20 protein-coding genes are annotated in these 21,727 nt (G+C 46.0%); 3 read left to right on the top strand and 17 right to left on the bottom strand.

The features are described from left to right. Window positions 1-18 precede the first annotated feature (18 nt). Window positions 19-2,343: a 5-methyltetrahydropteroyltriglutamate--homocysteine S-methyltransferase gene (gene metE, locus Q1A08_RS07875; RefSeq protein WP_299771581.1), complete on the bottom strand. Its 2,325-nt coding sequence runs from the start codon at window positions 2,341-2,343 to the stop codon at window positions 19-21. A gap of 107 nt (window positions 2,344-2,450) precedes the next feature. On the opposite strand from metE, the gene Q1A08_RS07870 reads away from it, so the two are divergent. Together Q1A08_RS07870 and Q1A08_RS07865 are read left to right on the top strand one after the other, a co-directional pair. Then, window positions 2,451-3,353 (top strand): LysR family transcriptional regulator, encoded by a 903-nt coding sequence (locus Q1A08_RS07870; RefSeq protein WP_299771579.1) that lies wholly within the window; start codon window positions 2,451-2,453, stop codon window positions 3,351-3,353. Window positions 3,354-3,509: 156 nt separating this feature from the next. Beyond that, on the top strand, window positions 3,510-4,031 hold the full coding sequence (locus Q1A08_RS07865) for a DUF4124 domain-containing protein (protein ID WP_299771577.1): 522 nt from the start codon (window positions 3,510-3,512) through the stop codon (window positions 4,029-4,031). A gap of 62 nt (window positions 4,032-4,093) precedes the next feature. Here the strand turns inward: Q1A08_RS07865 and Q1A08_RS07860 are convergent, their stop codons facing one another. From Q1A08_RS07860 to Q1A08_RS07845, 4 genes are all read right to left on the bottom strand, one after another. Next, on the bottom strand, window positions 4,094-5,518 hold the full coding sequence (locus Q1A08_RS07860) for an aldehyde dehydrogenase family protein (RefSeq protein WP_299771575.1): 1,425 nt from the start codon (window positions 5,516-5,518) through the stop codon (window positions 4,094-4,096). Between the two features lie 73 nt (window positions 5,519-5,591). Beyond that, a complete protein-coding gene (locus Q1A08_RS07855; protein ID WP_299771572.1) occupies window positions 5,592-7,313 on the bottom strand; it encodes an AMP-binding protein in 1,722 nt (573 codons plus the stop codon). After that, window positions 7,303-8,949, bottom strand: coding sequence for an AMP-binding protein (locus Q1A08_RS07850; RefSeq protein WP_299771570.1), 1,647 nt, complete (start codon window positions 8,947-8,949; stop codon window positions 7,303-7,305). The genes Q1A08_RS07855 and Q1A08_RS07850 overlap by 11 nt, the downstream gene beginning before the upstream one ends. 57 nt (window positions 8,950-9,006) lie before the next feature. Next, window positions 9,007-11,361, bottom strand: a complete 2,355-nt coding sequence (locus Q1A08_RS07845) for a TonB-dependent receptor (protein WP_299771568.1) — start codon at window positions 11,359-11,361, stop codon at window positions 9,007-9,009. 184 nt (window positions 11,362-11,545) lie between these two features. Between Q1A08_RS07845 and Q1A08_RS07840 the strand changes: the two genes are divergently transcribed. Further along, complete coding sequence (locus tag Q1A08_RS07840; protein WP_299771566.1) at window positions 11,546-12,172, top strand: TetR/AcrR family transcriptional regulator; 627 nt, start codon at window positions 11,546-11,548, stop codon at window positions 12,170-12,172. Between the two features lie 33 nt (window positions 12,173-12,205). On the opposite strand, the gene Q1A08_RS07835 is transcribed toward Q1A08_RS07840, so the two are convergent. From Q1A08_RS07835 to Q1A08_RS07780, 12 genes are all read right to left on the bottom strand, one after another. Next, complete coding sequence (locus tag Q1A08_RS07835) at window positions 12,206-12,622, bottom strand: cytochrome c, class I (protein ID WP_299771564.1); 417 nt, start codon at window positions 12,620-12,622, stop codon at window positions 12,206-12,208. Window positions 12,623-12,641: 19 nt separating this feature from the next. After that, window positions 12,642-13,124: a cytochrome c gene (locus Q1A08_RS07830; protein ID WP_299771563.1), complete on the bottom strand. Its 483-nt coding sequence runs from the start codon at window positions 13,122-13,124 to the stop codon at window positions 12,642-12,644. Between the two features lie 49 nt (window positions 13,125-13,173). Further along, window positions 13,174-13,734 carry a methylamine dehydrogenase light chain gene (locus tag Q1A08_RS07825; RefSeq protein WP_299771561.1) on the bottom strand — a complete coding sequence of 187 codons (561 nt, stop codon included), beginning with the start codon at window positions 13,732-13,734 and terminating at the stop codon, window positions 13,174-13,176. 20 nt (window positions 13,735-13,754) lie between these two features. Beyond that, the gene (locus Q1A08_RS07820) at window positions 13,755-14,387 is read right to left on the bottom strand and encodes a redoxin domain-containing protein (RefSeq protein ID WP_299771559.1); all 633 of its coding nucleotides are present in this window, start codon (window positions 14,385-14,387) and stop codon (window positions 13,755-13,757) included. Window positions 14,388-14,443: 56 nt separating this feature from the next. Further along, a complete protein-coding gene (locus tag Q1A08_RS07815) occupies window positions 14,444-14,965 on the bottom strand; it encodes a MauE/DoxX family redox-associated membrane protein (protein WP_299771557.1) in 522 nt (173 codons plus the stop codon). Window positions 14,966-14,976: 11 nt separating this feature from the next. Beyond that, on the bottom strand, window positions 14,977-16,137 hold the full coding sequence (locus Q1A08_RS07810; protein WP_299771555.1) for an amine dehydrogenase large subunit: 1,161 nt from the start codon (window positions 16,135-16,137) through the stop codon (window positions 14,977-14,979). 377 nt (window positions 16,138-16,514) lie between these two features. Beyond that, window positions 16,515-17,519, bottom strand: a complete 1,005-nt coding sequence (locus Q1A08_RS07805) for an AraC family transcriptional regulator (RefSeq protein WP_299771553.1) — start codon at window positions 17,517-17,519, stop codon at window positions 16,515-16,517. A gap of 115 nt (window positions 17,520-17,634) precedes the next feature. Next, the gene (locus tag Q1A08_RS07800) at window positions 17,635-18,036 is read right to left on the bottom strand and encodes a MaoC family dehydratase (protein ID WP_299771551.1); all 402 of its coding nucleotides are present in this window, start codon (window positions 18,034-18,036) and stop codon (window positions 17,635-17,637) included. A gap of 10 nt (window positions 18,037-18,046) precedes the next feature. Continuing rightward, window positions 18,047-18,490, bottom strand: a complete 444-nt coding sequence (locus Q1A08_RS07795; protein ID WP_299771548.1) for a MaoC family dehydratase N-terminal domain-containing protein — start codon at window positions 18,488-18,490, stop codon at window positions 18,047-18,049. A 48-nt stretch (window positions 18,491-18,538) separates the two neighbouring features. Next, complete coding sequence (locus Q1A08_RS07790; RefSeq protein WP_299771546.1) at window positions 18,539-19,711, bottom strand: lipid-transfer protein; 1,173 nt, start codon at window positions 19,709-19,711, stop codon at window positions 18,539-18,541. A gap of 39 nt (window positions 19,712-19,750) precedes the next feature. Then, window positions 19,751-20,668, bottom strand: coding sequence for an SDR family oxidoreductase (locus Q1A08_RS07785; RefSeq protein WP_299771545.1), 918 nt, complete (start codon window positions 20,666-20,668; stop codon window positions 19,751-19,753). A gap of 654 nt (window positions 20,669-21,322) precedes the next feature. Continuing rightward, window positions 21,323-21,664: a metalloregulator ArsR/SmtB family transcription factor gene (locus tag Q1A08_RS07780; protein ID WP_299771543.1), complete on the bottom strand. Its 342-nt coding sequence runs from the start codon at window positions 21,662-21,664 to the stop codon at window positions 21,323-21,325. Between the last annotated feature and the right edge of the window lie 63 nt (window positions 21,665-21,727).

Below are 21,727 nucleotides of genomic sequence, written 5' to 3'. Positions count from 1 at the left end.
CTCTGATCCCGTTTTTGTTTAAGCCATCTGTGTTGAAAACTCTTCCCGTAGAATCTTTGTTGCCGCCACCATATTTTCCAAAGCAGGCCACACTTCTTCTGACTTACGCGTTTTCAAACCACAATCGGGATTTACCCAAAGCTGATTAATATCAATATTCTTATTGGCTTCTCTTAAGAGCTTTACTATCGCTTCTCGGCTAGGGGTGTTTGGACTATGGATATCATACACACCAGGCCCTATATCATTGGGGTAATTAAAATCTTCAAATGCCTGTAGTAACTCATTACCAGAACGTGAGTTCTCGATAGTGATCACATCGGCGTCCATATCGGCAATATGCTCAATGATATCGTTAAACTCGGAGTAGCACATATGGGTATGAATTTGCGTAGCATCATCAACACCATTGGCCGATAATTTAAAGTTGCTCACCGCCCACTTCAAATAATTACCCCAAGCACTACGTTTTAAGGGCAAACCTTCACGCAGTGCGGCTTCATCTATTTGAATCACTTTGATTCCCGCCGCCTCTAGATCAAGCACCTCATCTCGTATTGCCAAGGCAATTTGCTCACAGGTCGTGTTACGTGGCTGATCATCACGTACAAAAGACCAATTTAAAATAGTCACCGGCCCGGTCAGCATTCCTTTCACAGGATTATCACTGCACGATTGCGCAAAGCGAGCCCAGCTTACCGTCATAGGTTTCGCTCTTTCGACATCACCGTAGATAATTGGCGGCTTAACACAGCGCGATCCATAAGATTGCACCCAAGCGAAACGGCTGAAAGCAAAGCCATTTAATTGCTCACCAAAGTACTCGACCATATCATTACGCTCGGCTTCTCCATGCACCAAGACATCCAAACCAATTTCTTCTTGTTGCTTAATACATTTGGAAATTTCGCTGCGCATCTGCTGCTGATATTGCGCCTCGCCTATTTGTCCCGACTTAAAGGCTCTACGTAAACGACGAATATCAGTAGTTTGCGGGAAAGATCCAATAGTAGTGCTTGGCAGCAATGGTAGTTTCAATGTTTTCTGCTGTATTTTCCGGCGCTTGTTAAATGCCGATTGACGTTGATACATATCGGCATGCAGAGCTTGACTACGTTGACGAACTTCAGTTCTTTGTGAAGCTTTATGAGCATTCCATTCTTTGAGCGCTCGCCGAGATTGTAAGAGCTCTTGCTCTACACTTTCCTCGCCATCGTTCAAGGCTAATGAGAGAACTTTCAATTCTTGCAGCTTCTGTTTTGCGAATGCCAGTACAGGGCGAATATCGGTCTCATCACCTACGGTTTGAGTTTCCAGCCCCAAATCTACCGGGACGTGTAACAGAGAGCAACTGGGCGCCAGCCAGATATCAGCTTCTCTTCGTTCAACAATTGGCTTAACAACACTTAAACTATGATCCAAGTTATTACGCCAAATATTTCTGCCGTTGATTATTCCCAGGGACAACACTTTGTGAGAAGGCAACCAATCCGCTACCACTTTGACTTCTTTTTCGGCGTTTACTGCATCAATATGCAAGCCTTGCACGGGTAGATCGCAAGCTAATCGCAAGTTATCCGCTAGGGCACAAAAATAGTTAGCCAATAGAATTTTAGGCCCGGTACCATTTAATTGATGATAGGCAAGGTTAATGGCATGGCGCCACTCTCTGTCCAACTCCAAAGACAAAATAGGCTCATCGATTTGCACCCACTCCACACCTTGTTCGGCAAAGGCTTGCAAAATCTCTTTATAAGCCAACAACAAACTAGGCAGAAGATCTAGTGGAGAAAAATCATCTCTTGCTTTTGACAGATACAAATACGTTACCGGCCCGATGATCACTGGCTTGGCTCGTTTTATTGAATATCCCTCTTCTACAAACTCTTTTAAAGCCTCAAGCCAGTGATTTGGATTCGCAGAAAACTTCGTCTGCTCTGAGACCTCGGGGACAATATAGTGGTAATTACTATCAAACCACTTAGTCATCTCAGCAGCCTGCGTGCAGTCACAAGTGTTATCAGCGACAGAGCGTCCACGCGCCGTTTTAAAGTAAGCTGCCAAGAAATCGTCTTGATTACTAATGATGTCTCCGACTTCGGCTCGATCGGGGATATTACCCAGGGCAAAGCTGGTATCAAGCACCTGGTCGTATAGCGAGAAATCACCCACGCTAATAAGATTTAGATCCTTTTGCTGCTGCCACATCCAGCTACGCATTTGTTTGGCCTTTTCCATCAACTCTACTGAGCTTGATTCGCCGGCCCAATAAGCTTCTAAAGCAAATTTCAATTCGCGCTGTGCGCCAATACGTGGAAATCCCAAACTGTGGATGTGTGCCATGTTTTTCTCCTAAATACGGCAAATTGGATAGGTCACGTATTGTAGAGAGGCCGAATTGTGAATAATATTGATATATTTACACCATATCATGAATATCACTCATAAATATGATTGAACGACTGCACTTAGAGATCATCCTGGCGGTTGCCGAACACAAAACCCTTACCCGGGCAGCTGAGCAGCTATGTCTAAGCCAATCAGCGCTTAGCCACTCTATCAAGAAATTAGAGGCTCGCTTAGGGGTTGAGCTTTGGTTAAAGGAAGGGCGTGGCTTAAGACTTAGCCCAGCTGGCTTGAGATTATTAAAGCTAGCACAACGCCTGCTACCTCAACTTAAGCATTGTGAGGGGGAGCTCATCGAGTATGCTAAGGGTCGCCGAGGGCAGCTGCGCATTGGTATGGAATGTCACCCGTGCTATCAATGGCTGTTGCGTACGGTCTCCCCGTTTTTAGAACATTGGCCCGATGTTGATGTTGATGTAAAGCAACGCTTCCAGTTTGGCGGCTTGGGTGCCATCTTACATCACGATATTGACCTGCTAATCACACCTGACCCCATTCAAGATAAGGCCCTGCAGTACCTTAGCGTATTCGATTATGAGCAAGTTTTGGTTCTGCATGAAGATCATCAGTTGGCGAATAAAAAATATGTACAGCCGGAAGATCTTCGTGATGAAACCTTGATTACCTACCCAGTCGAGAAAGATCGTTTAGATATTTTTAGTCAGTTTCTTTCACCTGCCGAACAATCGGTTAAAAAGCATCAGAGCATTGAAACGACCGACATTATGCTGCAAATGGTTGCCGCTAAACGCGGCGTTACTGCATTACCCGCATGGCTGTTAGAGCAGTATGAAAATACCTTGCCGCTAAGATCTTGTCGTTTAGGTAAGGCTGGAATACATAAGCATATTTATTTAGCGCACCGATTCGAGGATTCTGAAATACCTTATTTGCAGGGCTTTATCGAGCAAGCGCAAATAACGGCGGGGCATATGTTAAGAGCTTAGCCATCTCAGCTTCGACGCGGGGTCAGATCCCTAGGGATCTGACCCCAGGTTTAACGCATTGACCTTAGGATAAATGCTGGTTAGCATGCTCAAGCAATCAACACTACCCATAGCCTTGGCAAGGCAGTACTTCACGCTCTACGGAAGATAAGCCATATGGACATAATGCTAGCTTTACGGCCCAATACGTTTTACAAACTCGCTTTAACCCTATTTATTAGCTTCTGGTGTTCATTTTCACTGGCGACGATGTACACCTGGGTGGATGACAAAGGCGTTCGTCACTACAGTGATAAGGTTCCGGCTAAATACAAAGATCAAGCTACACCTATGGGGAGCCAAAAAACCAATGTGATGAAAAGTACAAAGGTTCCCAAGGTTAGTCACCGCAATAAAAAGCCTAAGCCCGCAAAAACGCAAGCTAAATCAAAAGCCCCTCGCGGTAACAAGCGCAAACAAAGAACGCCCAATATAAGTCAAAGCCAGTATGCAAAAATGAATTGCAAACAACAGTGGAACGCTTATAAGCAAAGCGAGCAATGTTACAACAAGTGCGCGGGATCGGTTGACAGGACTACCTATGTCAGCAGAGGCAGTGTGTGGGAAGAGCGCTCCAGAGATATGTCCGGCTGCGGACATTGCGTCGACTTAAAAAAGCCTGATTGCGATAAGCGATAGAATTTAAAATATCGGCTTCGATGCGGAGTCAGATCCCTCGGGATCTGACCCCAGCTTTTTCTTTAGTGAACGGGGTTAGAGTAAGCTTTGCTAATGTTTACCACTTTCATTGCAGTAAACTCATGAAAACCCTCTTCACCCCACTCGACACCAAGGCCGGATTCTTTGGCAGGCGCGAATGGTATATGGGGTCCAAAGGCGCAGTGCTGATTAATCCAAACGGTGCCAGAATCAATTTGCCCGGCGACTTCACGGGCACGATCCAAATTGCCAGACCAGACCGAACCACCTAGGCCATATTCTGAATTGTTCGCACGAACAATGACTTCGTCAAGATCGCTATAACGAACGATTGGTAGGATTGGGCCAAATGGCTCTTCATCAACTACCGTCGCACCATCTTCAATATCACGCACTACGGTGAGAGGAACAATAAAACCCGGAGCATCAGGAACATCGCCACCGGCTATGATACGGCCATTAGCCTTTGCACTTTCAATATAGGAACAAACCTTGTCGAACTGCATGCGGTTTTGTACCGGGCCAAACTGCACTCCATCTTCAAGGCCATTGCCTACAATGGCCGCAGAAGCCAGCTTTGCAATTTCATCACACAAGTCATCGTATATAGAATCGTGAACATATAAACGCTTTAAGGCAATACAAACCTGGCCAGAATTCAAGAATGCCGCACCGAAAATACCTTCAGCAACTTGCTTAGGATCCACATCATCTAAAACAATCGCAGCATCATTGCCGCCTAGTTCTAGGGTAAGGCGTTTAAGCGTGCTAGAAGCACTGGCCATGATTTTCTTACCCGTTGGGGTAGAGCCAGTAAATGAAACTTTTGCAATTTCTGGGTGACTACTAATTGCAGGGCCAAGATCATTGTTATCACAAATAATGTTTACCACTCCGGCTGGGAAAATATCGGCAACCAATTCGGCGAGCTTTAAACTACTTAAAGGAGTTGTAGGCGCCGGTTTAATGATAATGCTATTACCCGCCATCACCGCAGGAGCAATCTTGTACAAACTAATAAGTAATGGAAAATTCCAAGGGCAAATACCCGCAACAACACCTAAAGGTTCACGCAGAACTTCAATTCGACCGTTATCGTCTTCACTAAGCACTTTATCTTCAATAGTGCAGTCTGCGAAGTAATTGGCAAAAATTTGCGCAAACATCACCTCATCACGGGCTTGCGCTAATGGCTTACCCTGCTCTTGAGTCAGAATGCGGGCAAAATCCTCTGCATTTTCTTCAACTGCTGCGGTCAGCTTTTTGATATAGGCACCGCGCTCAGCGAAACTCAGTTTACGCCAGGATTGATAAGCTAGCTGAGCGGACTCTACAGCTTCGTTAAGCATTGCCTCATCAGCTACTGCGCATTTAGCCACTACCGTTTCATCAGCAGGGTTTATCACATCGATTGCTGATACGCCTTCGCGCAATTTGCCGCCAATCAATAGTTTGTATTCTGTCATCATCATTCTCTCTATATTAATAACCGAAACCAGGGGTCAGATCCCATGGGATCTGACCCCAACACGCGGCAACCTACTTCGTTAATTTTTCAAGCATGATTTCCCGCATACGGAATTTCTGAATCTTCCCTGTTACAGTCATCGGGAACTCTTCAACAAACTCGATAAATTTGGGAACCTTAAAATGCGTGATCTTGTCTTTGCAGAAGGCTCGCAAGGAATCTGTGCTCACACTCGCACCTGCTTTAAGCTGAATCCAAGCACAAACCTGCTCACCGAACGTTTCATCGGGAATACCAAAGACTTGGACATCTTGAATCTCTGGATGAGTAAACAGAAATTCTTCGACCTCTCGTGGATAAACATTTTCACCGCCACGAATGATCATATCTTTTAGGCGGCCAACGACCTGCACAAATCCCTCTTCGTCCATCACACCTAAATCACCAGAGTGCAGCCAGCCATCTTTATCGATGGTTTCCGCTGTGCGTTCAGCCTCATCCCAGTAACCTTTCATGACCGAGTAACCACGGGTACAAATTTCACCCCGCTCACCAATAGCTACGACAACACCATCATCGTTACAGATTTTGACTTCCAGGCGTGGCCCAGGTCGACCGACAGTTTCCACACGCTTTTCTAAAGGGTCATCAACCGCAGTCATGTGATTTACAGGGCTCAACTCAGTTTGCCCATAAGCAATCAGAACCTTACTCATATGCATCTGGCTGATCACTTTTTTCATTACTTCTGCCGGGCATGGAGCCCCCGCCATAATACCTGTACGCAAACTGCTGAGATTGAAATTTTGAAATTCGGGATGATCCAACTGTGCAATAAACATGGTGGGGACACCATGCAAAGCTGTGCAAGCTTCTTCTTCAACAGCCTGCAAAGTTGTAAGAGGATCGAAAGCTTCATCGGGGAAAATTGCGGCACTACCATGAGTAATACAAGCAAGGTTACCCATTACCATACCAAAGCAATGATATAGCGGTACAGGAATACAAAGGCGGTCGTTTTGATCTAGCTGCATACCATCGCCGACAACCTTACCATTATTTAAAATATTATAATGACTTAAAGTAGCCCCTTTAGGGTTGCCTGTTGTACCACTGGTAAATTGAATATTGATGGCATCATGACAATCCAAAGACCGTTGTACAGCTTTTACCTGTTCGCGATAATCTTCATTGGCCAGATCTTGCAACTCAGAAAAATTCAGCATCCCTGCTGAGGGAGTATCGCCCATCCGAATTACCCATTCCAACGAAGGTAATTTCTTGGACTTCAAAGCCTTAGTTGGCAAGGGGCTGTCGTCAACATGAGCTGCAACACGAGGAGAATGATTCTTTAATTCAGGCATAAGCTCATTGAGCATATCCAAATAGCGGCTGCTCTTAAAAGATTCTGCACTAATAATGGCCTTACACTGCACCTTATTCAGAGCGTACTCCAACTCATACAAGCGATAAGCTGGATTAATACACACCATAACGGCACCTATTTTTGCCGTAGCGAATTGTGTTAGACACCACTCGATACGATTAGGTGACCAGATGCCCACTCTATCACCGGGTTTAATCCCTATGGCCAGTAAGCCCGCAGCTAACTTTTCGATCTCCTGTTGATACTCTTTGTAAGTCCAACGTATATTCTGATGCTTAACAATAATAGCGGCGTGATCAGGGTATTGCTCAACGGTTTTATCAAAAGCAACTGGAATAGTCAGCTCTAATAAATCGACATCTTGACTGCCAGTTAACTGTGAATGTGTTAAGGGACTAGCTCGCATTGGCCCACTCCTTATCACGCAACTCAACTCGACGTATTTTTCCGCTAACCGTCTTTGGTAATTGATCGACAAATTCAATTTTTCTCGGGTATTTATAAGGTGCGGTCACAGTCTTTACATGATTTTGCAAATTGAGCTTTAATTCTTCATCGGGACTTACGCCCTCAGCCAAAACGATAAAGGCCTTTACTACCTCTCCGCGTTCTGCATCAGGGCTTGAAGTTACCGCAGATTCAATCACAGCAGCATGTTCTAAAAGAGCGCTTTCTACTTCAAAAGGGCCAATGCGATAACCTGAAGACAAAATCACATCATCAGCGCGCGAGACAAACCAAAAATAGCCATCTTCATCCACCGTGGCTCGATCACCCGTGATATACCAATCACCGCGAAAACAAGCTGCGGTTTTTTCTGGCAACCCCTTGTACTCTTTAAACAAACCTAAGGGCGCGATCGGTTTAACACACACAGCAATATCGCCCTCTTCACCAACGGCTAGACGATTGCCCTCTTGGTCAATCACCGCAAGGTCAATACCGGGAATGGGCTTACCCATTGAGCCAGGTTTCGGCTGCATATTTGGTGTATTGCCGCAAAGGATGACCGACTCGGTTTGCCCATAGCCATCGCGAATGGTAATCCCCGTTGCCCTGTTCCAGACATCGATAACTTCAGCATTTAAGGGCTCACCCGCACCAACACAGTGTCTCAGTTTGCCAAAGTTGGTATCACTTAAATCGTATTGCACGAACATGCGATAAACCGTTGGCGCCGCACAAAACGTCGTAATACCGTAGCGCGCAAACATAGCTAAGCTCTGCTCTGCGCTAAAACCCGATGTGTGGTGAACGAAAATTGCTGCACCTCGCAACCAAGGGGCAAAATAACTGCTCCATGCCGCCTTAGCCCAACCGGTATCACTCAAATTCCAGTGCAGATCGTTATCGGATAGATCCAACCAATGTTGCCCGGTACTGTTGTGGGCACGAGCATAAATATGATTATGGATGCACATCTTTGGATAGCCAGTGGTACCCGAAGTAAAATAGCAAAGCGCATCTTCATCAGATTCCGTTTTTACGGCAGGAAAATCCGCTGATGCATTGTTGACCATCTCCTGATAAGCCAACATCCCCCCTTGTGCGTCCCCGACAATGACAATGTGCTTGAGAGGATTACACTGCTCTTTCATCGAGCTAAGTTTATCGGTCTGACTAGCATCGGCGATTAAACAAGCGGCAGCTGTTGCTTCAACTCGATAGGCGATGTCTTTTTCAGACAGTTGAGTAGTGCCTGGTGATGCCACCAAGCCCATACGCAGGCAGGCCGTCATGGTGTACCACCACTCCAATTGACGCCCCATTAAAATAATTACAGTATCACCGCGCTTTAAACCCTGCATTTGCAAAGCACTGGCCAAACGCTGAGATTCAACACTTAGTTTTGAAAAACTAATTATTTCTTCGCGGCCTTCATCATCCACCCACACAATAGCGGTTTTCTCCGGCTGCTCTCTAGCAAATTTGTCAACCACTTCAGCGGCAAAGTTATAATACTGTGGCACAGAGGCGTTGGCGGAGATAGAAGCCTCACCTGGCAATGTGTGTTCATTATTCTGCATATCATCACTACTCATTAAAAAGTGCCTACCCCAGATCATTTAGCAGCGATCTAAGGCAGGCCAGCACACTACTTATTCAGACCAACTGTAATTAAAGGAAACGCCCCACCAACGCGGCAAACCATAATAGTTTTCAACCAAGCCAAATCCACCAACTGAAGGTTCACCCGCCAGATCAAAAGCCATAGTGCGATACTCTTCATCCGTTAGGTTGTTGACGAATAATTCTACTCGCCAGCTTTCATCGGCATTGGCATAACTTAAGCGAGCGTTACTCAAGGTGTAGGCTGACTCTCTGCCTACGGGGGAATTCTTCAACTGGAAATAATGATCATCCATATAAGTCGCATCTAATTGAGCAACGACTCTGGCCTCACCAAGATCCCACTGATAGCGTAACAAGCCATTTAGGTTTAACTTCGGAGTTAGTACAGCTGTGCGATCAACCGGCGTACCATCAGGTAGGGTATAGGCATCTTCGACATTGTTATCGATATAACCCGCACCAAAGATCAATTCTAAGCCATCCATTGGTGCTGCAAAAATCTCAATCTCGGCGCCCTTCACTTCAGCATCGGTGTTAAACACATAAGTCGTTAAGCTCTCAAGAGCAAAGGCCTGATAATCTTGATAATCGTAGTAGTAGCTCGCACCATTGATTCTCCAGCTGCCATCTTCCGAGCTCCACTTAAAGCCAAGCTCATAGGCGTTCAGCACTTCCTCATCAAACTTCATCTGGCTAGTTGGACGGCTACCGTTATAAAACAAGGTTGCATCCAATGGCGCATTGAATCCGCCTGCTTTAATGCCACGGTTATAACTGGCGTAAACTAAGGTGTTCTCGTCTGGTTTCCAATCGAGCTGCAATTTGGCAGTAATTAGATTCTCGTCGATACTGGCATCATTGGTATCGCCAACTACCAGCGCCTCCCCAAACCCTGTACCACCTGGATCATTAGTAACCGCTGTCGGACTAAAGGTGAATAAAGGGCCACCCAAGCCTAAACCATCAATCGCCGATACTTGACTGGAATCAGTAGCTGCAAAAAGGGAAGCGTATTGCTTGAAGTCAGTAGTTTTATCTTCGTTCGACCAGCGTAAACCCGCATGTACAGTAAAGGCTTCGCTTAGGTCATACTCGATTTGCCCAAAGAAAGCCGTAGATTTCGTTTCTGTTTTGAAAGGGCTATAGAGCCCCAAAGTATCCAAACTGGAATCATCTAATCCCGCCCCTGGAAAAGCTGCGCGGAAGAAGTTCGCCGCAATACCGCCGTTAGCAAAATCACCTTCGATCTCCAAATAGTAGGCGCCGGTAACCCAGCGTAAGTTATCGCTGTCACCACTTAAGCGAAACTCCTGGGACCACTGATCCAAATCACTTTGCAAAAAGAAAGAGAAGAAATCATTAGGTGAGGCATCGGAGTCTTCTAAGTAGTCTTTCTCCAAAGTTTGAAAATCAGTAATACTGACAAAATCAAAATTCTCAAACTCCCACTGAATATTACTCGTAAAGCCGCGAGTCTCGACTTTGTTATGGCCGATTACATTGTAGGCCCCAGAGTGAACGTCATTATTGTTCTCTTGGTAACCGGGCACCAGCGAATCGCCCAAGCCCTGCAAATCTTCACCATCAAATGGCAGACCTAGGCCGGTGTTCGGATCAACTCTAGCGGAACTGTGTTTGAAAAAACCTGAATCAATATCTTGCTCACCCGCCCTGGCACTTAGCAGCCATTGGCCTTTTTCAAACTCCCAGAGTAATTGGGCACGAACAGCCCAGTCATTACCGTCATTTAAATCTGTGCCGATACGATTTTCGATGTAAGGATCATGCTTATTACGCAAGAAAGAAATACGGCCAGATACCGTTTCGCTAAGACCGCCCCCAACAGCACCTTCGACTTTCACTTGATTGTGATCAGCTAGTGTGAGGTCAATATAACCCTCGTTTTCTTGGCTGGGCTTACGGGTAATGTAGTGCACTAGGCCACCCGTGGCATTACGGCCAAAGAGCGTACCTTGCGGACCCCGCAATACCTCGGCGCGTTCCATATCAAATAACTGAAAGCCTGCTCCCGAGGCCGCACTCACATAAGCTTCATCGACATAAACCGCTACCGGCGATTCTTGATGATCACCCGAAAAGTCATTTTGCCCGACGCCGCGAATACTGGTAAAAAATGACGACGGGCCATTGGGCTGAATAGTCGTTACTCCAGGAGTCATTGCGGTGATCTGCTGGGCTGTGTCATAACCCAATTCCTGCAATTGGTCGCCACTAAATGCTGTAACGGCGATGCCAACATCTTGCAAGCTTTGTTGTCTTTTCTGCGCAGTAACAACCACCTCCTCAATCACCGAAGAGTAGCTATTCATGGCTATGGGTAGGCTACAGGCGATCGCAATCGCCAAACGAGAGTGCTTCATCTTACTTACCTTCTATCATCGTTATTGTTATGTAGGTCAACCGTACTATATCCACGATTAATAGGTCAACCGTACAATTTTTAATAAAAAGCTATCCGCTTATAATTATTTTTATGCAATACGTACTATTTCTTGGCTTCTGTTATAATTTCGCTGGTGTGTTTACAGCGAATTAGGGGTTAACTTGAGCAGCACAAATAAAGTGAAGAATGGCGTATACAGCAAAGGAAAAAGCCGTATCAATGACATTCTCGACGCCGCCCATCAATTACTGATCGACGCGGGCTACCACAATTTTTCTATGCGCAAAGTCGCCGATGCCGCTGGCATCAAATTGGGGAATTTGCAGTATTACTTCCCCAGCAAGAGCTTATTAGTTTCTGCCATGTTGGATAAAACCATCCAGGTTTATCTCGACACCTTCGATGAAATTCGAACCCATGGCAGCCCAGAGGAACAGTTTCAAAATCTGATCAAACACGTCATCACAGATCTGACATCCCGTGAAACCACCCAGTTTTTCCCTGAACTTTGGTCGCTATCCAATCACGAAGAAGACATCACCGTGCATATGGATCAGATGTACGCCAAATATCGCAGCATCCTTGGCGATATCATCGCCGACATGAACCCTGCACTGAGCCCTAAGCAAGTTGAAAAGCTTTCTCTTTTCATTAGTGCCTCAGTTGAGGGCCATACTGTCTTTATTGGCCACAACAAACCTTGGACCAAGGAAGTCGACAATATCGTGGCCATGGCTACCCAGAGTTTTACCTGGCTTGTCGAACACGGAGACATACCAAAACGTTAGCCTTCAGGCCAAAAACTAGTTCGCCATTTCGTTTTATTTATTCTCTGCGAACTGGCGAACCAGTCGCTCACGTGTTTTCATCACATCCACTAGCACCTTGGCCCGTAGTTTTTTAACCTCAGCTTCGGTATACGGCGAAAAGTTATTGTTGCTAGTACCTGACGACATGCTACCCAGCATCCAATTCAAGAGCTCAGCCAGTTCCGCGTCGTTTAGAGGCGCATTAGCAGAGCCCGGCACTTGCACGAGAAATTCTCTACCACCAGGCACCGTTAAAAACTTATGCAATTCACCTTTCATGCTAGGCACACTGCCCGCCTTACCGCGACCATCAGCAAGATGGCAACCTTGGCAATTAATCATATAGTTGGTGCGCGGCTCCATCGCCGTCCAGCTGGTTGCTGGAAAACATAACAAGCACAAAGCGAATATTCGAAATACGGTGGCCATACCGAACGCCCTCAATTGATCAATTTAACTCTGGTCGCTTATTGATAAGCTGCTTACGCAAGTTAGCATTTGCTACAGGATTGCCCCTGTTTTTGCTAAGGTTCTTAATTTCTTGCTCGCTAAATGGCTGCCATGATTTAGATTTATTCTCAGCATCCAGTTTCTCAGTAGCATAGTTCAACAAATTAGTAATTTGTTGGGCGCTTAAATCGCCAGTTTGCGCAGGCATTACCCCAGAGTAGGTCTGGCCGTTTACCTTGATCACGCCCATTAGACCGCCATTGAGAACTTGCACTAGATACTGTCGACCTAGCTCAGAACTAGCAATTTTTGCAAGACGATTTTTTAAGGGAGGAAAGGCACCAGGAATGCCTTGCCCATCAGCTAAGTGGCAAGCTACACAACGAGCGTAATGTTGCTCGGCCTCACTGGCCTGAAGCAGGCCCGGTGAAGAAAGGATTAAGCTCAATGCCAATACGGATTTACTTATTATTGCTTTCATTATTTTTAACCTTATCGCTTTTCGGCTAGCAATGTTTAATTATCAGTGCTTAACTGGCTGAATCGGTTGCCACACCTAAGACGATCGCAGTCGAGCAGGTATATACCGTGCTGGATGCACCCAGACACCAATTGGTATCGTTGTTGGTTTGTGCACGATAGATCGGGGTATCACGTTCATTGCGATTACAAAGGCAGCGGCCGCAACTGCTGGTACCGCAGCAATCGTTATAAGAAATAATATAGCTCTTACCGTCTTCGGGATTTAGACAGGTACCAATCCAAGTAATGGGCGACATCTCAGTACCTGGCGGGCAACTATTTTGAGTACCACCACAACAGCTACATAAAAACCCATCGATGGCGCAGTAACGCCAATAATCACATTGACTCGGATCACCTGGATCTCCTTTTACACCCGATTCCTGAGCGGCAACGCCAGGGTACATTCCGCCCCCAGAACTGGATGCGCTCGCTCGAGCCACCGGCAATAAAGGAATCGCAGCACCACCGACAAGAGCCGTACCGAATCGCGTTATGAAGCTACGTCGCGAGGAGTTTTGCGCAAGGCGACGGGAGCTATTGACTGTTAATTTGTCTAACCACTTCATTATTATTCTCCTATCACAAACTACACACGAATTTCTTTTGCCAGTGCGGCACTAGGGTCCACCACATCTTTCTGCAGATAGCTTTGAATTGAGTCTATGCCGAGTTCTTTAGATTCAAACAAGCTTTCTAAATGCTCACGTGAATTAATCAAGCCCATGGAAGTTACACTACCCTGCTCGTCGATCAGAACTGCATAAGGCAGCTTGGCAACGCCATAAAGTTTACCTAGGCGCTCAGAAAGGACATAATCAAAGCTCTGTAATTGATGCTCGGCGATAAAATCAGCGTGCTCTTGCTCCTCGCCATCACTGGCCAAGGTTACCTTTAACCAAGATTTCTCAGCTTGGGCGCTCGATTTTAGTACTGGCAGTAGTGTTTTACAGACTGGGCAGCTAGGTGCTAGAAAAAATAGCAATTGCGATTTTTCTTGTTGCGCACCTATGCTAATCGCCCTTTTGCTTAGTAACTCTTCAACTTCTAGAGCCGGAGCTTTATCTCCTACTCTTAAAGTTTGATTCATCATCAAAGCACCAGCTGGTGCAACTCGTTCATAGAGCACACCAATTTGGCGGGCCAATGCCACCACCACAACAAGTAGCGCTATCACACATAGCCAAAGAACGGCATTTGAGATCAGTAGTAACTCAGTCATAATTTGATTCTCTTTATTCTCAACGTATATATTTTGCTTCTTTTGTTTTTAAATACTTATTGCCCTTGGCGGCTCATTAATTGTTGATTCTTGTAGAGCAGCTGCGCACCTTGACGCATAAGAATTAGGGCAGCACTGGAAAATAGCGCTAACACATAAGCATTTAATGGTGCTAATTCAGTCTGTATAGGCAGCATCAATAGCACCATTGCTATAAACAAGTTACGCAACACCATCCACCAAGAAATATTCTGCTTAGAATCGGGGCCATTACAGCCGCAATTCAAACGCTTGCGGCCTCGTAACAGATTAATAGCGATAGCCATGGCGTACACAAACAGCAATAGAGCAGCCACATATACAGCCATTGCCTGACTTAGCGGCAATATCAAGGCGGGAACCAATAGCAATTCCGTAGAAGCCAAGCTGCGATTTAGAAACCCAGTCAAGAACTTTGGAGCTAACTGATATGCTTCCAAGGCCTGTTGGCTATAGGCCTGATGGCGAATCTTCGACATGCCCGCGCTTAAAAACATAAAGCTAAATAGGAAAACAACGGTGTTTTGAAATACATCCATAGCATCACCCATTACTTACGCAGCGCATGCAGGCTCAAAGGCATCGCGGCAGCACCACCCACCATGGTTTTCCACTGGCCATTATTCGCCTGATATACATCAATCTGCATATCACCATTAGTGACCGCTAGCAGAGGATCTTTGCCACGGGTAACCTCAATGGATACGCCCCAGTTTTTAAGTACAATTTTTTGTAGGCGTTTTTGAGTATTTACGTCGTAAACCCAAACCTCTGGCCCACCCGATTTGTGTGTACCGTCCTTACCGTCTTTATGCATTAGGACATAGAGGTGGCCCGCATCATCCATGGTGGCAATTTGCCAACCACCGGGGCGCCAGTTATCTTTTAGCTCTTGCTCGCTCAATAGCGACCAACTGCCAAGATCTTTTGGCTTAGCTGCACTCAAATCGACAACTTGAACTAAACTTTTATAGCTTGGGAAATAGGCGACTCCCTTATGGAAAACCGGCTTATCAAAAAGTGGATCTTCATCAACACTGAATAGCGGTGGTAGTTTCTGTTGCTCGCTAAGCTTGCCATTGGCGTCTAGCTGCGCGCTATACATGGCACCATTACTGCAAAACGATGAGAAGCCACGCTTGCCTGTTGGATAAATCAAACCGCAGCCCGGCATCTGTACTTCTTCCACAATCTCTCGGCTATCCATGTCAATAACGCTGACCGACGCTGCGGGTGTAAAGTTGAAGACCAATAGAAAGCGGTCGTTATCGACCAAGCGGAAGGTATATCGATGACTTACCACCTGGCCGCGTTTATTACCCGGCAAAATAATCTCACCGTCTTGCTTTAGGCTTTCTGCATCATAGATGCTGATGACATCGGTTCTTTCGCCGCGAGTGGTGCGAGAATAATGAGTCTCGGCCACATAAAGCTCTGGCTTTCTGGTCGATTGAATAAAGCTGGCGAATTGAGCGGCATCCATTGCACCAAGATAGCGACGGCTTTGTTTTGCCAAATCTATCGCGACCACACGCCCCGCCACCAAGGCCTCGAAGTTCGCATCGTGAGCAAATAAAACAGAATCGGGTAATTGTTTTGGCAGTGTTTCATACACCGGTAGAGGTTCAGGTTGTATTTCTGCTTGTAGGGAACAGGCGGCCAGCATCAGCGGCCAAGCAAAAAACGAGCGGAGAGAATCTACGCGAGCCATTGAGATACCTTTTACTTATGTTGTTATTTTGGAAGTAGTCTAGGTCATTCGAACTATTTATGTCAACTGTACTAAATAGGTATTTTTTTGATCAGAGAAATAGCTAGTACTTAAGTGATTGAGAGAAAAGGAATTTTTGTTGCTGGCAAATAGGAGTTTGGGGCTCCCTTGTAGTGGCTGCTGAACGGAGAACCCCGGCTTCGATTAGGGGTCAGAACCCATGGGTTCTGACCCCATGTTTGGGCTCGATGCCTTTTTAGTGTCAGGAATTGGTTTTGGTACGAGTTGCTGTGATTTTCTAGGCTTTATGATCTCGACTTCGATTAGGGGTCAGAACCCGTGGGTTCTGACCCCTGCCGTCGCCTTAGTGGGCACTGTTATTCTTTATCTCGGCGGTATTCTTGAGGACTCAGGCCAGTCCATTGCTTAAAAGCACGGGTGAACGAGGAAGACTCAACAAAGCCAAGTTGCAAACCGATTTCAGAAATAGAGGTGCTTTCACGCACAAGTTTATCAATCGCGATATCGCGGCGCATGCTGTCTTTTAGTTGCTGATAGCTGGTATTTTCAGTTCGCAATTTACGTCGAAGCGTCGCCGTGGAAACATTAAGATATTCAGCTACACGCTCAAAATCTGGCACCGGCCCTTCTTTTCCAATAGTTTTGATCAAAATGGATTTAATTTGCGCCGTATAACTATTGTCACTGCCGGGTGTGACCATTAAACCCGCCGGGGCATCTTTAAGAAATTCTCGAGTTTCAGTCCAATCTCTAACACGCGGCAGAGATAGATACTGAGCATCAATAAAAAAACCATTGTATGCACTATCAAACACTCTTTTTTCAGGGAACAAGAGCTCATAAGCGCGGAGGTTTTCAGGTGCAGCGTAAGCAAAGTGATTTTCTAAGATTGGAATGCGCGTATCCGTTAGCCAGCACATCATCCGGTGGATACAAACCGTAATAAATTCCATTAAAAACGCGCTGACCTTCTCGTATCCCTGGGCACGCTTAAGCAAGAACCCTACTCGTCCATCCTCGTGCACTAGACTAAACTGCCACTCTACACGAGTCGTATTTTGAAAACGACAACACTCGCTGAGCATTCCCTTTAGACTATCAAACTGAAGTAAGTAGCGGGCCATTAAGGCAAAGTAACCTAACTTACAGCGCTGCCCCGTTAAGCCCCAATACTCATCGCCCGAAAGCTCTCTAAGCTTTTGCACCAAGCGAACATATTGCTCGGCGTGAACTACCGCATTATCCTGCGCGAATATATCGGCCGATATATCCAGCTCACTGAGTAATTCTTCAGTATCAATTCCAAGTTCGCCAGCTTGTCGGAGTGGAGCTCGAATAAAGTGAACGTCGATTGTTAGCATTGAAGCCATCTTTAGCTGACTGAAAGTGAAAACACTACAAATAAAAAGCCCTCGACTCAAGTAATACTTGGGCCGAGGGCTCTAAGTAGGACCAAGGAGATATCGTTGCTTCTTGTTATACCTCGACTAAAGCCTCACCCACCAAGGTCTGCTCGCCACTAGCCTTGGCGGCTTGAATCTCACAGCGCGCTAAGATTTTACCCTCTTGCTCTAGCAGCTCTACCACCTTTCCACTGCAGGTAACCACATCTTGCAACTGGGTAATGGCCGCAAATTTATTGCTAAACTTTTTCAGCTTAGCTTGTGGCTGCCAGTTCGTCAGCATTCTGCCAAGATACGCCATGGACAACATACCATGGGCAAATACATCCGGCATGCCTGCAGCTTTCGCAAAATCACTGTCAATATGAATTGGATTATGGTCGCCCGAGGCACCTGCAAACAAGGCCAAGGTATATCGAGAAATAGGCGCCAACTCTAAAGCGGGTATTTCACTGCCGATTTGAATATCAGTCATTTCTCTCTCCTTATCCGTTGCGGTAAACCAAGGTATTGGTAGAAGTTGCCACTAACTCGTCATCTTGATTGGTGAAGGAATATTGCAGAGCAACAAACTCTAAAGCGCCACCTTTCTTATCAAAGATGTCCACAATTTTTGAGCTTACAGTAATTTCATCACCTGCATAAATGGGTGCAAAGTACTCAAAGTCCTGTGAGCCGTGCAAGATACGGCCGATCTCTAGCTTTAAGGCTGTGACTACTGGAAATGGATCATCACTCTCTAGAGATAAGGTAAATGGAAATGTAGGCGGCGCCAAAACCGATTTATGGCCTTCGGCCTTAGCAGCTTCTTCATTAAAATAAATTGGGTTCGTTTCACCAATCGCTTTAGCGAAAAACTTCAAACGCCCTTTTTCGATTGTGGTGCTAAATGGCTCAAATTCATGGCCAATGAACTTCTTATCAATCATGCAACTGTCCTTTTTATTGGGCTCTTTACGAGGCTATCAGTGAGACCATTAACTCGCTTGATACAAGGTAACAACAACAGCGCCACCAAGACCTAGGTTATGCTGCAAGGCAAGCTTGGCATCAGTAACTTGACGCTGATCAGCAGTGCCACGTAATTGGTTTACCAGCTCATAGCACTGCGCTAGCCCGGTAGCCCCAATTGGGTGCCCTTTTGACATCAAACCACCAGAAGGGTTAACCACAAATTTACCACCATAGGTATTATCACCATCGGCAATAAATTTACTGGCTTCACCTTCAGAGCATAAGCCTAAACCTTCATAGGTAACAACTTCGTTAGTGGTGAAGCAATCGTGCAACTCAACCACGTCAACATCATTCACGTCCACGCCCGCTTGCTCAAACACTTGCTTAGAAGCACGACGAGTCATATCGGCGCCAATCAAATCGATGGGGTTGTCCCATGTTTGCGGCGTATCTGTAGCCATAGCTTGGGATAAAATTTTCACACCGCCATCGATGTTGTGCTTTTTAGCAAACTCTTCACTACACACAATCGCTGCACCAGCACCACAAGTAGGAGGACAGCACATGGTGCGAGTTAAGTAATCCATAAAGACCACTTTATCGCCCAAGACCTGTTCTTCAGTTAAAGGGGTGTTAAACAAAGACAATGGATTGTTTAAGGCATGATTACGGGTTTTTACCGATACCTTGGCGAAAATATCGCGAGTGGCACCATATTTTTCCATATAGTGGTGACCAGCAGCACCAAAGCAACGCAAGGCCAAAGGCGCGGCTGGATACTCAGCTTTATCTAATACCGTTAGAAAATTATCAAAGGGCGATTCGCGATCATCCCAATGAGAACTTAAAGCACCAGGCTGCATCTCTTCAAAACCGAAAGCCAATACACATTCTGCCGCACCACTTTCCACCGCTTGGCGAGCCAAGTACAAAGCGGTAGAACCTGAAGAGCAGTTGTTATTTACATTAATAACAGGGATGCCTGTCATAAAGGCATCGTACAAGGCATGCTGAGCACAGGTGGAATCGCCATAGATATAACTACCATAGGCTTGCTGCACTGAAGATGCTTCAATACCAGCGTCTTTTAGCGCGCCCTGAATGGCTTGCGACGCCATAACTCGATATGGTTCATGTTGGCCAGGCTTGGCAAACTTCACCATGTCTACGCCAGCAACAATTGCATTGCTCATAATTTTTCCTCGTAGTTTCTATTTGTTTGCTTTGGCCAATTACATGCCAGGAATTTTAATACCCAAGTTTGTAAAAACAGGTACAAACGAATCGTTAGCGGTTTTGGGTTTATCTGCATCGCTAAAGTCGCAGATTTGATCCCAGTTGTTTTCTACATCTTCGGCACTGAAACCTTCTGCAGGACTAAAGTTAACGCCCTTGGTGCGCTCCCACTGAAGCTTAGAAATCCAACCCGCACCTACTTCATAGAGGCCGCCGCTGTCTTGGTTTTGTTCGGCACAAAGCTTCACTACTAATGGGGTAATAAACTCCGGCTTCAGCGCTTTAACCACTTCAGGCGGCAAGATGGTTTCTGTCATGCGAGAACCCGCCACAGGTGCGATGGCATTCACTTTGATGTTTTTCTTGGCGCCCTCGATTGCTAGGGTTTGCGTTAAACCATACAAACCAAGCTTCGCCGTTGAATAGTTGGCCTGACCGAAGTTACCGTAGATGCCCGCAGCCGACGAGGTGTTAATTATGCGCCCGTACTCTTGCTCCATCATGTAAGGCCATGCAGCCTTGGCCACCTTGTAAGCACCCAGAATGTGTACGCGATAAATAAGATCCCAGTCTTGGTCGCTCATTTTGGCAAAGCTAGTATCACGCAGAATACCGGCGTTGTTGATAACGACATCTACACGATCAAAGTTATCGATTGCCGTTTGAATAATGGCATCACCATCTTCTACGGAGTCATAATTGGCCACGGCCTGGCCACCCATGGCGGTAATTTCGGCAACAACTTTATCAGCGGCTTCACTACCTTTACCTTCACCATGTGCGCTACCACCTAGATCATTCACCACAACTTTGGCGCCACGGCGAGCAAACTCTAGGGCATGAGAGCGACCAAGGCCGGCGCCCGCTCCGGTGACAACTACGACGCGATCTTCGAATTTAAGGGTATCAGACATGATTTGTTCTCCGATAATGGCTATAAAAACCAGAGTATGTCGTTATGGGCCCAGGATAGGAATGTTGAAGATGAGCAAAGCACTTAGCAAAATGTATCAATGCTATGGATTGAGGAGCAGATCAAGTAAACAACCTCGATCCGCAAGTAATAGATAGCCCCCTTAGCTGGAACGCGCTCAAGCCATCCAGGGCGCTCGGGTCGTGTCATCCGTGACACTCTACGGTTCCTGCTAAGGGGGCTACCTATTACTCGCTACCCTTCACTAAGCAATCAACAGCTATTTCTATTCAAGCATTAAACTCCCCAGACATTTGAATAAAGGCACTACTGTAGTCAAAAGGTGGGGATAAGCTTAGACCACAATTTAGAGCGAGCGCCGAACGAGTAAAAAAGACTCAGGTCTTTTCGTGAGGCTTTTTTAGGACTGAGGGAAGCCTGGAGGGCCGCCGATCGTGGGCTAAGCTTATCCCCACCTTTTGACGGTCAGACAACAAAGAAACAAAAACGAAGAAAACGCCAAGAACGAGCACAGATACTCATTTTTTGTGAAACTTTTTAGAACAGAGAAAAGCCTAGAAAGCTGCCAATCATGGGCTAAGCTTATCCCAACTTTTTGACGGTCAGACAACAAAGAAGTAATTAAAAAACGGAACTAGCAACAACGAGCCGGACGATCGTCCATGGCTTCTAGGCGCTTAAGATTTGATTTTGTCCAGCTACGATTTTCATCACTGGATAATTGCAGTAATTGCTTTGCCCAATCAGGCAAATTAGGGTTGATAGAATAAAAAACCCACTGCCCAGCACGGCGATCACTTAGCACACCTTGCTTGCGTAATTGTGCGAGGTGCCTCGACACTTTAGGCTGACTCAGGTCTAAAGCTTCCGTCAACTCACAGACACAAAGCTCTTCTTGCTGCACAATTAAATGCAGTGCACGAAGACGAGTATCGTCGGCCATCGCCTTATAAAATAGTACCGGGTCTAGAGTCACAGAATTACCTTAATTAAAACTTGGGCGACCTAGGCCGCCCTATTTTTTAATTAGCTGTTCTTG

This window comes from uncultured Pseudoteredinibacter sp., assembly GCF_947500695.1.
Lineage (GTDB): Bacteria > Pseudomonadota > Gammaproteobacteria > Pseudomonadales > Cellvibrionaceae > Pseudoteredinibacter.
Note: the sequence above shows the minus strand (reverse complement) of the source record. Positions and strands in the feature narration are given on the sequence as shown.

What these genes read in the sequence shown, in the direction of transcription:
- metE (WP_299771581.1), bottom strand. Translation starts at nt 2,343, where the DNA reads ATGGCACACATCCACAGTTTGGGATTTCCACGTATTGGCGCACAGCGC.
- Q1A08_RS07870 (WP_299771579.1), top strand. Translation starts at nt 2,451, where the DNA reads ATGATTGAACGACTGCACTTAGAGATCATCCTGGCGGTTGCCGAACAC.
- Q1A08_RS07865 (WP_299771577.1), top strand. Translation starts at nt 3,510, where the DNA reads ATGGACATAATGCTAGCTTTACGGCCCAATACGTTTTACAAACTCGCT.
- Q1A08_RS07860 (WP_299771575.1), bottom strand. Translation starts at nt 5,518, where the DNA reads ATGACAGAATACAAACTATTGATTGGCGGCAAATTGCGCGAAGGCGTA.
- Q1A08_RS07855 (WP_299771572.1), bottom strand. Translation starts at nt 7,313, where the DNA reads ATGCGAGCTAGTCCCTTAACACATTCACAGTTAACTGGCAGTCAAGAT.
- Q1A08_RS07850 (WP_299771570.1), bottom strand. Translation starts at nt 8,949, where the DNA reads ATGAGTAGTGATGATATGCAGAATAATGAACACACATTGCCAGGTGAG.
- Q1A08_RS07845 (WP_299771568.1), bottom strand. Translation starts at nt 11,361, where the DNA reads ATGAAGCACTCTCGTTTGGCGATTGCGATCGCCTGTAGCCTACCCATA.
- Q1A08_RS07835 (WP_299771564.1), bottom strand. Translation starts at nt 12,622, where the DNA reads ATGGCCACCGTATTTCGAATATTCGCTTTGTGCTTGTTATGTTTTCCA.
- Q1A08_RS07830 (WP_299771563.1), bottom strand. Translation starts at nt 13,124, where the DNA reads ATGAAAGCAATAATAAGTAAATCCGTATTGGCATTGAGCTTAATCCTT.
- Q1A08_RS07825 (WP_299771561.1), bottom strand. Translation starts at nt 13,734, where the DNA reads ATGAAGTGGTTAGACAAATTAACAGTCAATAGCTCCCGTCGCCTTGCG.
- Q1A08_RS07820 (WP_299771559.1), bottom strand. Translation starts at nt 14,387, where the DNA reads ATGACTGAGTTACTACTGATCTCAAATGCCGTTCTTTGGCTATGTGTG.
- Q1A08_RS07815 (WP_299771557.1), bottom strand. Translation starts at nt 14,965, where the DNA reads ATGGATGTATTTCAAAACACCGTTGTTTTCCTATTTAGCTTTATGTTT.
- Q1A08_RS07810 (WP_299771555.1), bottom strand. Translation starts at nt 16,137, where the DNA reads ATGGCTCGCGTAGATTCTCTCCGCTCGTTTTTTGCTTGGCCGCTGATG.
- Q1A08_RS07805 (WP_299771553.1), bottom strand. Translation starts at nt 17,519, where the DNA reads ATGCTAACAATCGACGTTCACTTTATTCGAGCTCCACTCCGACAAGCT.
- Q1A08_RS07800 (WP_299771551.1), bottom strand. Translation starts at nt 18,036, where the DNA reads ATGACTGATATTCAAATCGGCAGTGAAATACCCGCTTTAGAGTTGGCG.
- Q1A08_RS07795 (WP_299771548.1), bottom strand. Translation starts at nt 18,490, where the DNA reads ATGATTGATAAGAAGTTCATTGGCCATGAATTTGAGCCATTTAGCACC.
- Q1A08_RS07790 (WP_299771546.1), bottom strand. Translation starts at nt 19,711, where the DNA reads ATGAGCAATGCAATTGTTGCTGGCGTAGACATGGTGAAGTTTGCCAAG.
- Q1A08_RS07785 (WP_299771545.1), bottom strand. Translation starts at nt 20,668, where the DNA reads ATGTCTGATACCCTTAAATTCGAAGATCGCGTCGTAGTTGTCACCGGA.